12 protein-coding genes and 2 pseudogenes are annotated in these 12267 nt (G+C 71.8%); 11 read left to right on the top strand and 3 right to left on the bottom strand.

What is annotated here, in order from left to right:
• The 4 genes and pseudogenes from C468_RS07260 to C468_RS07245 all read left to right on the top strand — a co-directional run.
• Window positions 1–628 (top strand): annotated as a pseudogene (locus C468_RS07260) (cell division protein); the annotation flags it as partial.
• Window positions 629–640: 12 nt separating this feature from the next.
• On the top strand, window positions 641–1297 hold the full coding sequence (gene cofC / locus C468_RS07255; RefSeq protein ID WP_008848240.1) for a 2-phospho-L-lactate guanylyltransferase: 657 nt from the start codon (window positions 641–643) through the stop codon (window positions 1295–1297).
• Between the two features lie 82 nt (window positions 1298–1379).
• Window positions 1380–2552, top strand: coding sequence for a 7,8-didemethyl-8-hydroxy-5-deazariboflavin synthase subunit CofG (cofG, locus tag C468_RS07250; protein WP_049912123.1), 1173 nt, complete (start codon window positions 1380–1382; stop codon window positions 2550–2552).
• Window positions 2553–2659: 107 nt separating this feature from the next.
• Window positions 2660–3520, top strand: coding sequence for a mechanosensitive ion channel family protein (locus C468_RS07245; protein ID WP_008848238.1), 861 nt, complete (start codon window positions 2660–2662; stop codon window positions 3518–3520).
• Window positions 3521–3536: 16 nt separating this feature from the next.
• Here C468_RS07245 and C468_RS07240 read toward each other — a convergent pair whose 3' ends face one another.
• A complete protein-coding gene (locus tag C468_RS07240; protein ID WP_008848237.1) occupies window positions 3537–5009 on the bottom strand; it encodes an MATE family efflux transporter in 1473 nt (490 codons plus the stop codon).
• A 128-nt stretch (window positions 5010–5137) separates the two neighbouring features.
• Between C468_RS07240 and thiE the strand changes: the two genes are divergently transcribed.
• Both thiE and thiM read left to right on the top strand, forming a co-directional pair.
• Window positions 5138–5776 carry a thiamine phosphate synthase gene (gene thiE / locus C468_RS07235; protein WP_008848236.1) on the top strand — a complete coding sequence of 213 codons (639 nt, stop codon included), beginning with the start codon at window positions 5138–5140 and terminating at the stop codon, window positions 5774–5776.
• A complete protein-coding gene (gene thiM, locus C468_RS07230; protein WP_008848235.1) occupies window positions 5766–6650 on the top strand; it encodes a hydroxyethylthiazole kinase in 885 nt (294 codons plus the stop codon). The genes thiE and thiM overlap by 11 nt, the downstream gene beginning before the upstream one ends.
• Before the next feature lie 27 nt (window positions 6651–6677).
• Here the strand turns inward: thiM and C468_RS07225 are convergent, their stop codons facing one another.
• Window positions 6678–7391, bottom strand: a complete 714-nt coding sequence (locus tag C468_RS07225) for an SDR family oxidoreductase (RefSeq protein ID WP_008848234.1) — start codon at window positions 7389–7391, stop codon at window positions 6678–6680.
• 118 nt (window positions 7392–7509) lie between these two features.
• Here C468_RS07225 and C468_RS07220 point away from each other — a divergent pair, with 118 nt between their 5' ends.
• The 5 genes from C468_RS07220 (at window position 7510) to C468_RS07200 (ending at window position 12009) form a co-directional block, all read left to right on the top strand.
• A complete protein-coding gene (locus C468_RS07220) occupies window positions 7510–9009 on the top strand; it encodes a phytoene desaturase family protein (RefSeq protein WP_008848233.1) in 1500 nt (499 codons plus the stop codon).
• Complete coding sequence (locus tag C468_RS07215; protein WP_008848232.1) at window positions 9006–9905, top strand: prenyltransferase; 900 nt, start codon at window positions 9006–9008, stop codon at window positions 9903–9905. The genes C468_RS07220 and C468_RS07215 overlap by 4 nt, the downstream gene beginning before the upstream one ends.
• Complete coding sequence (gene cruF, locus C468_RS07210; RefSeq protein WP_008848231.1) at window positions 9902–10783, top strand: bisanhydrobacterioruberin hydratase; 882 nt, start codon at window positions 9902–9904, stop codon at window positions 10781–10783. The genes C468_RS07215 and cruF overlap by 4 nt, the downstream gene beginning before the upstream one ends.
• Before the next feature lie 156 nt (window positions 10784–10939).
• Complete coding sequence (locus C468_RS07205) at window positions 10940–11497, top strand: diadenylate cyclase (protein WP_008848230.1); 558 nt, start codon at window positions 10940–10942, stop codon at window positions 11495–11497.
• A gap of 68 nt (window positions 11498–11565) precedes the next feature.
• A complete protein-coding gene (locus tag C468_RS07200; RefSeq protein ID WP_008848229.1) occupies window positions 11566–12009 on the top strand; it encodes a CBS domain-containing protein in 444 nt (147 codons plus the stop codon).
• A gap of 6 nt (window positions 12010–12015) precedes the next feature.
• On the opposite strand, the pseudogene C468_RS18990 reads toward C468_RS07200, so the two are convergent.
• A pseudogene (locus C468_RS18990) lies at window positions 12016–12240 on the bottom strand (nitric-oxide reductase large subunit); the annotation flags it as partial.
• Between the last annotated feature and the right edge of the window lie 27 nt (window positions 12241–12267).

The following is a 12267-nucleotide window of genomic DNA, read 5'->3' as shown; positions in this document are numbered from 1 at the left end:
GGAGATCAACGAGGAGATCGTCCGGCGGTTCGGCATCCTCTTCGGCGCCGGCGAGGTCAAGCAGGGCCAAGAGGTCGCCGAGAGCGTCGTCGACTCCTCCGAGATCATCAACACGCTGTCCGGCGGCGGGGTCTCCACGGTCGGCTACGCCGAGGAGGAGGTCGAGGAGCGCACCTCCGGCGGGCTGCTCTCCCGGCTGCGCGACGACAGCGGCGAGGACGAGCTCGACAGCGCGCACACCACGAACCGGATCACCAGCCTCGTCCGGAAGGCGGCGCTGGGCCGGCTCACGCTGCCCTGTGAGATCGAGGGCGCCGAGCGCGCCCTGCTCGTGCTCGCGGGCCCGCCGGAGTACCTCAACCGGAAAGGTATCGAGCGCGGGCGGAAGTGGCTCGAAGAGCAGACCGGCTCGATGGAAGTCCGCGGCGGGGACTACCCGTACCGCGGCGCCGGCTTCGTCGCGACCGTCATCCTGCTCGCGGGCGTCACCAACGTCCCGCGGATCAAGGAGCTCCAGCAGGTCGCCATCGAGGCGCAGGACAACTTGGACGAGATCCGCGAGGAGAGCGACGAGAACCTCGACGAGCTCGTCAGCGACGACGGCGACGAACTCGAATCGCTGTTCTAAGCGACCCTCCCGATGGAGGTCCTCGTTCCGTTCTCGACCGACCGCCCCAAGTCGCGACTCTCGACCGTCCTCGCGCCCGACGAGCGCGCTCGGTTCGCGCGGGCGATGCTGTTGGACGTGCTCGACGCGGTCGGCGCGGCCGGCGGCGAGCCGTGCGTGCTGGCGACCGGCGCCGTCGACGCCGACCTCCCCTGTCCGGTGACGATCGACGATCGCCCGCTGACCGACGCGGTCAACGCGGCGCTGGACGCGCGGCTCGGTGCGAGCGGTGCGGAGCGCGTCGCCGTCGTGATGGCGGACCTCGCGCTCGCGACGCCGGACGCCCTGCGAGAGCTGTTCGGGGCGGGACGCGAGGCCGACCTCGCGATCGCCCCCGGCCGGGGCGGCGGGACGAACGCGTTCGTCGCCGGGCACCCGGCGTTCGAGGTCGACTACCACGGCGCCTCCTATCTCGACCACCGTCGGATCGCAGACGAGATCGGCGCGAGCGTCGCGGTCGTCGACTCCCACCGGCTCGCGACCGACGTGGACGAGCCGGCCGACCTCGCGGAGCTGCTGATCCACGACGAAGCGGACGACGACGAGGGAGCGCGGGCGCCGCGCTGGCTCCGCGAGGCCGGCTTCGCGCTCGACGCGACGGACGGGCGAGTCGGCGTCAAGCGGGAGTGAGCGGCGGCGCCCGGCCGAGGGCGTCGACGCGGTCGGATCCGGGACCGCGATCCTTTTTGAGTCCCGGCGGCGAGTGGCGAACGTGTTCGCGGCCGCCGAGCGGTACGGAATCGAGATCGAGCCCGACGCGTCGCGCGTCGAGCGGCTGCTCTCGGTCACGCCCGAAGACGTCGAGCCCGCCGAGCGGCTCACCTTCGCGCGGAACGTCTTCGTCCCGCTAACGACCGCCTGCCGGTACACCTGCACGTACTGCACCTACTACGACGTGCCCGGCGAGGCGTCGCTGGTGTCGCCCGAGGGGGTCCGGGAGCGCTGTCGCGTCGGGGCCGACGCCGGCTGCACGGAGGCGCTGTTCACTTTCGGCGACGAGCCGGACGACCGGTACACCGCGGTCCACGACCAGCTCGACGAGTGGGGGTACGACTCGATCCTGGAGTACCTCCACCGAGCCTGCGAGATCGCCTTGGAGGAGGGGCTGCTCCCGCACTCGAACCCGGGGGATCTCACCGAGGCGGCGTTCGCCGACCTCCGCGAGGTGAACGCCTCGATGGGCGTCATGCTGGAGACGACCGCCGACGTCGACGCGCACAGCGGCGGCCGCCGGAAGACACCCGGCCAGCGGCTCAACACGATCCGCGCCGCGGGGCGGCAGGGCGTCCCGTTCACGACCGGTATCCTCGTCGGGATCGGCGAGGACTGGCGCGACCGCGCGGAGAGCCTCCTCGCGATCCGCGAGCTGCACGAGCGACACGGCCACGTCCAAGAGGTGATCGTCCAGAACGTCGTGCCGAACGAGCGGTCGGACTTCGACAGGCCTGACCTGGAGACGATGCGGCGCGTCGTCGCCATGGCGCGGGCCGCCCTCCCGCCCGAGGTGTCGGTGCAGGTGCCGCCGAACCTCTCGCCCGCGGCCGACCTCGTCGACTGCGGGATCGACGACCTCGGGGGCGTCTCCCCCGTCACCGACGACTACGTCAACCCGGACTACGCGTGGCCCGACCTCGACGGGCTCCGGGCGGTGGCCGACGCCGGCGGGATGCCCCTGCGCGAGCGGCTCCCGACCTACGCCCGGTACCTCCCCGACGACTTCAGACCGACCGGCGTCGCTCCCGCCTCGGCGCCGACGAACCGCGAGGCGTGGATCCCGCCGGCGGTCAGCGACCGGATGCGCGTCGACGACCCGCACGGGCGCCGCCTTCGGGGGGTCGCGCGAGGCGACGGACCGCTCAACCCGCGGCCGGCGCGCGGCGACTGAGCGACGGTTCGCGGCCGCCGAACGCCGTGTCGAACCGGTCGAGGGACCCCGGATAAACAACTGCGCTGCCAGTAGTTTCTTTAAATATCTGTCCGAATGGAGGGGTGATGGTACCACTACAGTTCGGCGGTGTCGGGTTGAGCGCGGCACTGGCGGGGATCCTGTTTTCAGTGGCGCTGTTCCTCGTCGGGTTCGTCGGCGTGTTGCTGCTGGGGAAGGTCGTCCTCGTCCCGGCGGTCATGCGGGTGTTGGGGGCGCGCGGGTTCGACGAGGCCGTTCGCAGCCTCGGCTCGAGCGTGGCGAACGCCGTCGTCTGGGTTGCGGCGATCGCCATCGGCTTCACGATGGCCGGCTACGGCGCGTTCCTCTCGGCGTTCGCCGTCTTCGGCGGCGCCATCGCGCTCGCGGTCGGCTTCGCGGCGCAGGACCTGCTCGGAAACTTCGTCGCCGGAATCTTCATCCTGAAGGACAAGCCGTTCGAGGTCGGCGACTGGATCGAGTGGAACGGGAACGCGGGCCGCGTCGAGGACATCGACCTGCGCGTCTCCCGCGTCCGCACCTTCGACAACGAGCGGGTCACGGTGCCGAACGGCGACCTCGCGAACAACGCCGTCACGAACCCGGTCGCCTACGAGACGCTGCGCCAGAAGTTCGTGTTCGGCATCGGCTACGAGGACGACATCGCCGAGGCCACCGACATCATCGTCGAGAAGGCCGAGGCGCACGAGGGGATCCTCGACAACCCGGCCCCCTCGGTGCGGGTGGTCGAGCTGGGCGACTCCGCCGTTGGGCTGCAGTCGCGCTGGTGGATCGACGAGCCCGACCGCGGCGAGTTCGTCCGCGTGCGCTCGGAGTACGTCACCGACGTGAAGGAGGCGTTCGACGACGCCGGCATCGACATGCCTTACGTCCACCGGCAGCTCACCGGCAGCGTCGAGATGGTCGAGTCGGTCGCCGACGAGGAGTAGGCGCCGCGTCTGCGAGCTACTCCGCGGCGGCGTCGCCGTCCGCCGCGTCCGGGCGGTACTGCCGGCTGACCGCCTGCCACCGGTTCGACCGGAACCGCGCGAGGTTCAGCCCCGCCGGCACCACCTTCTCGGCGACGACCGCCGCGTACAGCCCGCCGACGCCCAGCGGCGTGACGAGCCCGAGCAGCGCGAGGGGGAGCGCGACGACGTACAGTCCGACCATCGACGAGAGGAACGGCCACCGGGTGTCGCCCGCCCCGCGTAGCGAGCCGGTCACGGAGCCGTCGACGCCGAGCGGTATCGCGGAGACGGCGGCGACGACGACGAACGCCGCGGTCGCCGCCACGGCCGCCGGGTCGTCGACGAAGACACCCGCGATCGGGTCGGCGGCGAGGAGCACGACCGCCGAGGCGAGCACGTAGACGAGGGCCGACAGCCGGATCACGTCGCGGCCGTACTCGGTCGCGAGCGACTCCTCGCCCGCGCCGAGCCGCTGGCCGACGAGCGTGCTCGCGGCGATCGAGAACCCCCAGCTGAAGCTCCCGAGGATCGCCCGGACGCGACGGCCCACCTCGAGGGCCGCGACGGTCGCGGAGCCGAACGAGGAGGCGATCCACAACAGGGGGAAGACGGCGACCCCCTCGGCCACCCGGCGGCCGATCAGGGGCGCGGAGACGCGGAGGAGCTGCCGGACGAGGTCGGCGTCGATCCACGGCCCGTCGCGCCCGATCGGGACCGGCGAGGCGCCGCGCCCGAAGTACGATCGGCCGGTCATCCCCCACGAGAGCGCGACCCCGACGGCGGCGATGGAGACGGCGGTCCCGAGCCCAGCGCCGAAGACGCCGAGCCCGACGCCGAGGACGAGCCAGACGGTGAGGACGACGTTGAGGAGGGCGCCGCCGGCCCGGACCACCATCGGGGTGAACGTGTCGCCGACGCCGGCGTACGTGCGGCTCGCGATCATGTTGAAGAACTCGAAGGCGAGCGCCGGCGCGGTGACGGCGAGGTAGATCGTTCCGGCCCGGAGCGCGGTCCCCTCGCCGCCGACGAGCGCGATCAGCGGTTCCGCGAACGCGACGAAGCCGACGACGATGGGCGCGACGAGCGCCAGCGCGACGAGCAGCGACGCCTTGACGACGAGCGCGGCGCGGTCGGTCTCGCCGCCGCCGTAGCTCTGCGACACGAGCGACACCGTCCCGCCGGCGAGCCCGATGGAGACGAACTTCGCGAGCTGCCAGTACGCGAACGCGAACGCCAGCCCGGCGACGGAGGGCGCCCCGAGCGCGATCCCGACGACCGCCAGGTCCACCGTGTTCTTCGACATGATCGCGAACCCGGTGACGATTCGCGGCCACGCCAGATTGAGGGTCTCTCCGAGCCGCGTTCGGTCGATGACGCCGGCGCGGTCGAGCGCATTCGCGCTCACCGATCCGAGCCGGGAGAGCGCGGCTCGGAGTCGGACCGCCGCGGCCCGAAGTCGTGATCGCATCGACTGTGATACGCCCTGCGGCGGCTTGGGTCTGTTCAACCTCGGCCGGGCGCCGGCGGTGTCGCTCCACGGCGAGCGCCGACGCGTATCCGATAGCTTTTCACTGCGACCACCGACAGATATTACTAATGAATCCCACCGAGTGGCGGACGTACCTCGTGACACAGGAGAGTCGGTCGGCGGGTCGTGAGACGGCGGCGGTCGTCGAGGCGGCGCTCTCGGGCGGCGTCGACGCCGTCCAGCTCCGCGAGAAGGGCCGACCGGCCCGGGAGCGGTACGAGCTCGGACGCCGGCTCCGCGACCTCACCGCCGACGCCGGCGTCCCTCTGATCGTGAACGACCGGATCGACCTGGCCGCGGCGGTCGACGCCGACGGCGTCCACCTCGGGCAGTCGGACCTGCCGGCCGAGATCGCCCGCGGTCGCCTCGGCGACGAGGCGATCGTGGGCGTCTCGGCGTCAACGGTCCCCGAGGCCCGAGCGGCCGCCGAGGCCGGGGCGGACTACCTCGGCGTCGGCGCGGTGTACCGGACCGGCACGAAGGACGTGCCGGACGAGACGAACGGCGTCGGCCCCGAGCGCGTCGCGGCGATCGCCGACGCCGTCGACCTCCCCGTGGTTGGGATCGGCGGGATCGACGCCGGCAACGCGGGCGCGGTCACCGCGGCGGGCGCGGCCGGCGTGGCGGTCGTCTCGGCGGTCACGGCGGCCGCCGACCCGCGTGCCGCGGCCGCGGAGCTCCGGGAGGTGGTCGGCGATGGGCGGTGAGTCGACCGACCGGTCGACGGGCGGCTCGGGCGGCGACTCGATCGACGGCGCGCTCCTCGCCGATACCCTGTCGGCGGTCGAGGCGACCGCGCCGCTCGTGCACCACCTGACCAACGACGTGACGACGAGCGAGACGGCGAACGTCACGCTCCACTGGGGCGGGCTCCCGGTGATGGCCGACGCCCCGGCGGAGGCGGGCGACATGGCCGCCGGCGCCGACGCGGTCGTGATCAACACGGGAACGGCCTCGACGACCGACGTCGACGCCATGGTCGACGCCGGGCGGCGCGCCAACGAGGCGGACGTCCCGGTCGTGCTCGACCCGGTCGGGTACGGCGCCACGCCGCACCGCGTCGAGTCGGTCGGCAGGCTGCTGGAGGCGGTCGCGTTCGACCTGATAAAGGGGAACGCCGGAGAGATCCGCGGGCTCGCCGGGGAGGCGGCGACGGTGAGAGGGGTCGAGTCCGTGGGCGGAGGCGGCGCGGGCGTCTCGGACGCGGCCCGCGCGCTCGCCGCGGAGACGGGGGCGGTCGTCGTCGCGTCAGGGCCGACGGACGTCGTCGCCGACGCCGAGCGCGCGTACGAACTGTCCGTCGGCCACGAGCGCATGGGCTCGTTCGTCGGGTCTGGCTGTATGCTCGCGAGCACGCTCGGGACGGTCGCCGCGGTCGTCGACGAGGCCGACGGCGCGCCGGCGTCGACGACCGAGGCCGCGCTCGCCGGGTGCGCGGCGTACGGGCTCGCCGGGGAGCGCGCCGCGGAGGGCGATCCCGCGGGACCGGCGAGCTACCGGACGGCGTTCATGGACGCGGTGGCCGGGCTGGCGTCCAAGCGGCCCGCGCTCGACGTCGCGTCCCGGGTCGATCGGGCGTGAGATCACCACCAACGGGGCAGAGAGCGCCTACCGCGTCGCCGACTTCCACTCGCGGAGGCCGAGCCGCTCGCCGTTCAGGTCCTCGGCGGGCGCCTCGGTGACGGCCCAGACGAACAGCGGCGCGACGCTCTCGGGGTCGCGGGCGCGCTCCTTCCCGGTGAGGTCAGTGGCGACGAGCCCCGGGTCGACGACGCCGACGGTCGCGTCGAGGTCGGCCGCGAACCCGCGCGCGACCGCCTCGGCCGCCGCCTTCGAGACGGCGTACGCGCCCATCCCCGGCCGGGACTCGTGGGCGATCCCGCCGGAGGGGACGACGATCCGCGCACCCTCGGCGAGGTGCGGGACCGCCTCCGAGAGCGTCGCGAAGACGCCGCGGGCGTTGGTCCGCATCGTGTCGTCGTAGTCGGCGTAGCTGGTCTCGTCGACCGGACTCTCGCCCGGCCCGCCGTGGAAGACGGCCGCGTTCGCGAACACGGCGTCTATCGGCCCGGCCTCCCGGGCGACGCGCTCGAAGAACCGCTCCAAGTCGAACTCGTCGCGCACGTCGACGCGGGCGCCCCACGCGGTACCGGCGGTCTCGCCGCCGTCTTCGCCCCCCTCGTTCAGCGCCGCGACCGTTCGGTCGACCGCGTCGCCGTCGCGTCCGGAGACGGCGACGAACGCCCCCTCGTCGACGAACGCCTCGGCGACCGCTCGCCCGATCCCGCTCGTTGCACCGGTGATCGCGACCGTGGGATCCATGTTGCGATCGGGTAGGGGCGTCGCCGACTTAGGCGTACCCACTCGCGGCGCTTGCGACCCGGGTCCCGCCCGCTGCGTCTGGCCGGTATTTATACCGCTACCGACCCTACGATCAGGCATGGACGTGGCCCCGGACATCGACGCCGTGGCCGGCGAATCCGTCATCGTGATCGGCGGCGGGTTCGGCGGCCTCTCGACCGCGTGTTACCTCGCCGACGCCGGCGCGGACGTGACCCTCTTGGAGAAGAACGAACAGCTCGGCGGGCGCGCGAGCCGCCTGGAGACCGACGGCTTCCGGTTCGACATGGGCCCCTCGTGGTACCTCATGCCGGACGTGTTCGAGCGGTTCTTCGGCCACTTCGGCCGGTCGCCGGACGAGTTCTACGAGCTGGAGCGGCTCGACCCCCACTACCGGGTGTTCTGGAAGGACGGCGACATGGTCGACGTGCTCCCGGACCGAGAGAAGAACAAGCAGCTGTTCGAGGAGTACGAGCCCGGCGCTGGCGAGGCGTTCGAGGCGTACCTTGAGGAGTCTGAGCGGACGTACGAGATCGGCATGGAGCACTTCGTGTACGAGGACCGCCCGCGGCTCCGCGACTACGTCGACACGGACGTGCTCCGGTACTCGTGGGGGCTCTCGCTTCTTGGCAAGATGCAGGGGCACGTCGAAGACTACTTCGACCACCCGAAGCTCCAGCAGCTGATGCAGTACACGCTCGTGTTCCTCGGCGGCTCGCCGTACAACACGCCGGCGCTGTACAACCTGATGAGCCACGTGGACTACAACATGGGGGTCTACTACCCCGAGGGCGGGATCGGCGCCGTCGTCGACGGGATCGTCGAGCTCGGCGACGACCTCGGCGTGGAGTACGTCACCGACGCCGAGGTGACGGGGATCGAGGGGCGCCGCGGCGCGTTCGCGGTCGACACCGCCGACGGCGAGCGGTACCTCTCCGACCTGGTCGTCTCTGACGCGGACTACGCCCACACCGAACAGGAGCTGATCCCGAAACACAAGCGCCAGTACAGCGAGGAGTACTGGGAGTCGCGGACGTACGCCCCCTCCGCGTTCCTGCTGTACCTCGGCGTCGAGGGCGACGTGCCGAACCTCGAACACCACACGCTGGTGCTGCCGACGGGATGGGACCGGCACTTCGAGCAGATATTCGACGACCCGTCGTGGCCCGACGACCCGGCTTACTACCTCTGTGTCCCCTCCGAGACCGACGACACGGTCGCGCCGGAGGGCCACAGCAACCTGTTCGCCTTAGTCCCCATCGCGCCCGGACTGGAGGACACTCCCGAGCTCCGTGAGGAGTACCGCGACCTCGTGTTGGACGACATCGCCGAGAACACCGGCACGGAGCTGCACGACCGGATCGTCTTCGAGGAGACGTTCTGCGTCAACGACTTCGCCGACCGATACAACAGCTACCAGGGGAGCGCGCTCGGACTGGCCCACACCCTCAGGCAGACCTCGCTGCTCCGGCCGCCCCACCGGTCGGACGCGGTCGACGGGCTCTACTTCACGGGGTCGACCACGACCCCCGGTATCGGCGTCCCGATGTGTCTGATCAGCGGGCAGCTGACCGCCGAGGAGCTGTCGAAGACGGCGTGACCGAAGCCGTGAGCGACACCGCGACCGATCCCGGCCGACGCTCGATACCCGACCTCCTCCGGTACCTGCTGGTGCTGTCGCGACCGCGGTTCTGGCTGTACCTCGCGGGCCCCGTCGCCGTCGGCGTCACCTACGGGATCGCCAACGTTGACGGGCTGTTCACGCCCGTCACGGTCGGGCTGGCGGCGTACTTCCTCGTCCCCGCGAACGTCTTCCTCTACGGCGTCAACGACGCCTTCGACGCCGACATCGACGAGCTGAACCCGAAGAAAGAGGGCCGAGAGGCGCGCTGGCGAGGGGACCGGATCGTCGCCGTCGCGGTGGTCGTCTCGGCAGCGCTCGGGCTCGCCGCGTTCGCGGCCACGCCGCGGGTCGCGTGGCCGTACCTCGCCGGCTTCCTGCTGCTCGGCGCCGCCTACAGCGCCCCGCCGGTCCGATTCAAAACGACGCCGTTCCTCGACTCCGTCTCGAACGGGCTGTACGTCCTGCCGGGCGCGGCCGCGTACGCCGCCGTGGCGGGGACGCACCCGCCGGCCGCGGCGCTCGTGGGCGCGTGGCTCTGGGCGATGGGGATGCACACATTCTCCGCGATCCCTGACATCGAGCCCGACCGCGCCGCGGGGATCCGGACGACGGCGACCCTGCTCGGCGAAGGGCGGACGTACGCGTACTGTATCGCCTGCTGGGTCGCCGCCGCGGTCGCGTTCGCCGCGGTCGACCTCCGACTCGGCGCCCTGCTCGGCGTCTACCCGGTCTTCGCGGCGTGGGTCGCCCGGTCGTCGATCGCGGTCGACCGCGCGTACTGGTGGTTCCCGGCGCTGAACACCGCCGTCGGCACCCTGCTCGCGATGGGCGGGCTCTGGCGCGTCTACCCGATCACGGAGGTGCTCGCGTGAGCGACCCCGCCGGATCCGCCTCGACGTCGGGGGGGTTCGACGCGCTCCGCGCGCGGCTCCCGGACACGCGCCGCGAGGCGGAGCGCGTCCTCGACCGGATCGTCCGCGAGAACCGGTTCACCATCGCCGTGCTGTTCCCGCTCGTCGGCGCCGTCGCGCTCGTCGGCAGCGCGGAGGGGTGGGTGCCGGAGCCGCTCGCCTTCAATCCGTGGTTCGTGCTGTTCGGCGTGCTGGTGATGCGTTCGCCGCTCGTCGTCGGCGTGTTGCCCGCGATCGACCGCCGCGCGGTCGGGTGGATCGGCGTGCTCGTCGCGTACACCTACGCGATCGAGGTGTTCGGCGTCACCACGGGCTGGCCGTACGGGACCTTCGAGTACACCGTGAGCCTCGGGCCGATGCTCGGCGGGGTGCCCCTGGCGCTCCCGGTCTTTTTCATCCCGCTGGTGGTGAACGCCTACCTCCTCTGCCTCCTGCTTCTCGGCTCGCGGGCGTCGAACGGGTGGCTGCGGCTCGCGACCGTGATCGCCGCGGTGGTCGCGATGGACGTGGTGCTCGACCCCGGCGCGGTCGCGCTCGGGTTCTGGACGTTCGGCGGCGGCGCCTTCTTCGGCGTCCCCCTGTCGAACTACGCCGGGTGGGTGTTGTCGGCGACGGTCGCGGTCGTCACGCTCGACCGCGCGTTCGCGATCGGGGCGCTCGCCGACCGGCTCCGCGACTGCGAGTTCATGCTCGACGACATGGTGAGCTTCGTGATCCTCTGGGGCGGGATCAACCTCTGGTACGGGAATCTGATCCCCGCCGCCGTCGCGGTCGCGTTCGGCGTCGGACTCGTCCGGGCCGATCGGTTCGACGCGGCCCTGTTCACGCAGTGGCGGTGAGGCGGGGCGATCAGACTCGCTCGGCCCGTCCGGGTCGACCCGCCGGACTCGCTCGGCCCGTCCGACTCGGCCCGACTCGTAACCGCTTATATACGGCCCGCTCGTTCATGTAGGTATGAGCGTTCGCGTCACGGACAGTCGAGCGGAGGACACCGAATGAGCGGCCTCGCGATCGAGTACGGCACCCACGAACGGGTCCGCGAGGTCGTCGACCGACTGACCTACTGCGCCGAACACGTCAGCCTCGCGTTCGACGGCTGGGACGAGCCGCACGTGAAGGGACCCGGGCTCTACTTCGCGGTCGTCGCCGACCGCGACTACGGCGAGTACGCCGACCCGATGGGCGACAACCGGTGGCCCCGGGAGAGCTGTCCGACCGCGTTCGCGGAGGCCGAGTTCGTCGACGCCGTCGAGTCGGTGAGCCTCGAGCAGGACGGCGGCGTCGTCGTCGCGGTCGACGGCGAGATCGAGGCGCAGATGGTCCGCTTCCGCGACCTCGGCACCCGCGGCGACGAGAGCGATCTGGTCGACGACGTGAGCTACGAGCCGTGGATGGGGTCGCGGCACATGAGCGCGATCGAGACCTCGGTGCGCCCCGAGGTCGTCGCGACGGTGACGCTGAGCGAGGAGACGGGACGGGTGAGCGTGTTCCGCGACGGCGACGCGGAGTCGATGACGCGCGACGCGCTCGGCGGGAAGTGGCGCGCCGAGTGAGCGCGCGCTCTCGGCGGGGCACCGCTCCGACCCCGGCTCTCAAGTGAGCACCCGGAGTACCGGGCGGCATGCTCGTCAACGAGGTGATGACGACCGATCTCGTCGCCTGCGACGCCGGCGCGTCGGTCCGGGACGCGGCCGAACTGATGCTCAGGAACCGCGTCGGCAGCGTGGTCGTCACGAACGAGGGGACCCCCGCCGGTATCGCCACCGAGGCCGACGTGCTCCACGCCGGGTACGTCACCGACGACCCGTTCTCGGCGATCCCGCTTCGGAAGGCGACGAGCAGCCCGCTCGCGACGATCCAGCCGACGAAGACGCTCCGGACCGCGACCGACCGCATGCGCTCCGAGGGAGTGAAGAAGCTCGTCGTGGTCGAGGGGATGAGCCCCGTCGGGATCGTCACGACGGGAGACATCGTCGACAACTACGCCGGGATCCGGCGCGAGGTGCGCGATCTGGCGACTGACGCGGACCGCTGGTCGAACCGGGACGACCGGCTTGACGACTGAACCCGCTCAGTCGTCGTCGACGATCCCCTCGGCGACGGCCATGTCGTCGACGCTCGGGTCGTCGGCGGAGCTCCGCAGGACGAACCGCTTGCGAATCAGGTCCGCGAAATAGATGACGGTCCCGAGGATGAGCAGGGTGTCGCCTGGGAGCCGCGCCCAGAACAGCGTCTGGACGAGCGAGCCCTCGTCGAACGCGTGGCTGCGCGCTGCGGCGTACCCCTCCGTGACCGCCTTTTATTTCCGCGCGGCGCGATCGGC

Origin of the sequence: Halorubrum kocurii JCM 14978 (assembly GCF_000337355.1) — an archaeon.
Taxonomy (GTDB): domain Archaea; phylum Halobacteriota; class Halobacteria; order Halobacteriales; family Haloferacaceae; genus Halorubrum; species Halorubrum kocurii.
Note: the sequence above shows the minus strand (reverse complement) of the source record. Positions and strands in the feature narration are given on the sequence as shown.

Coding starts and splice junctions, on each gene's coding strand:
- cofC (WP_008848240.1), top strand. CDS start 641: ATGGAGGTCCTCGTTCCGTTCTCGACCGACCGCCCCAAGTCGCGACTC.
- C468_RS07245 (WP_008848238.1), top strand. CDS start 2,660: ATGGTACCACTACAGTTCGGCGGTGTCGGGTTGAGCGCGGCACTGGCG.
- C468_RS07240 (WP_008848237.1), bottom strand. CDS start 5,009: ATGCGATCACGACTTCGGGCCGCGGCGGTCCGACTCCGAGCCGCGCTC.
- thiE (WP_008848236.1), top strand. CDS start 5,138: ATGAATCCCACCGAGTGGCGGACGTACCTCGTGACACAGGAGAGTCGG.
- thiM (WP_008848235.1), top strand. CDS start 5,766: ATGGGCGGTGAGTCGACCGACCGGTCGACGGGCGGCTCGGGCGGCGAC.
- C468_RS07225 (WP_008848234.1), bottom strand. CDS start 7,391: ATGGATCCCACGGTCGCGATCACCGGTGCAACGAGCGGGATCGGGCGA.
- C468_RS07220 (WP_008848233.1), top strand. CDS start 7,510: ATGGACGTGGCCCCGGACATCGACGCCGTGGCCGGCGAATCCGTCATC.
- C468_RS07205 (WP_008848230.1), top strand. CDS start 10,940: ATGAGCGGCCTCGCGATCGAGTACGGCACCCACGAACGGGTCCGCGAG.
- C468_RS07200 (WP_008848229.1), top strand. CDS start 11,566: ATGCTCGTCAACGAGGTGATGACGACCGATCTCGTCGCCTGCGACGCC.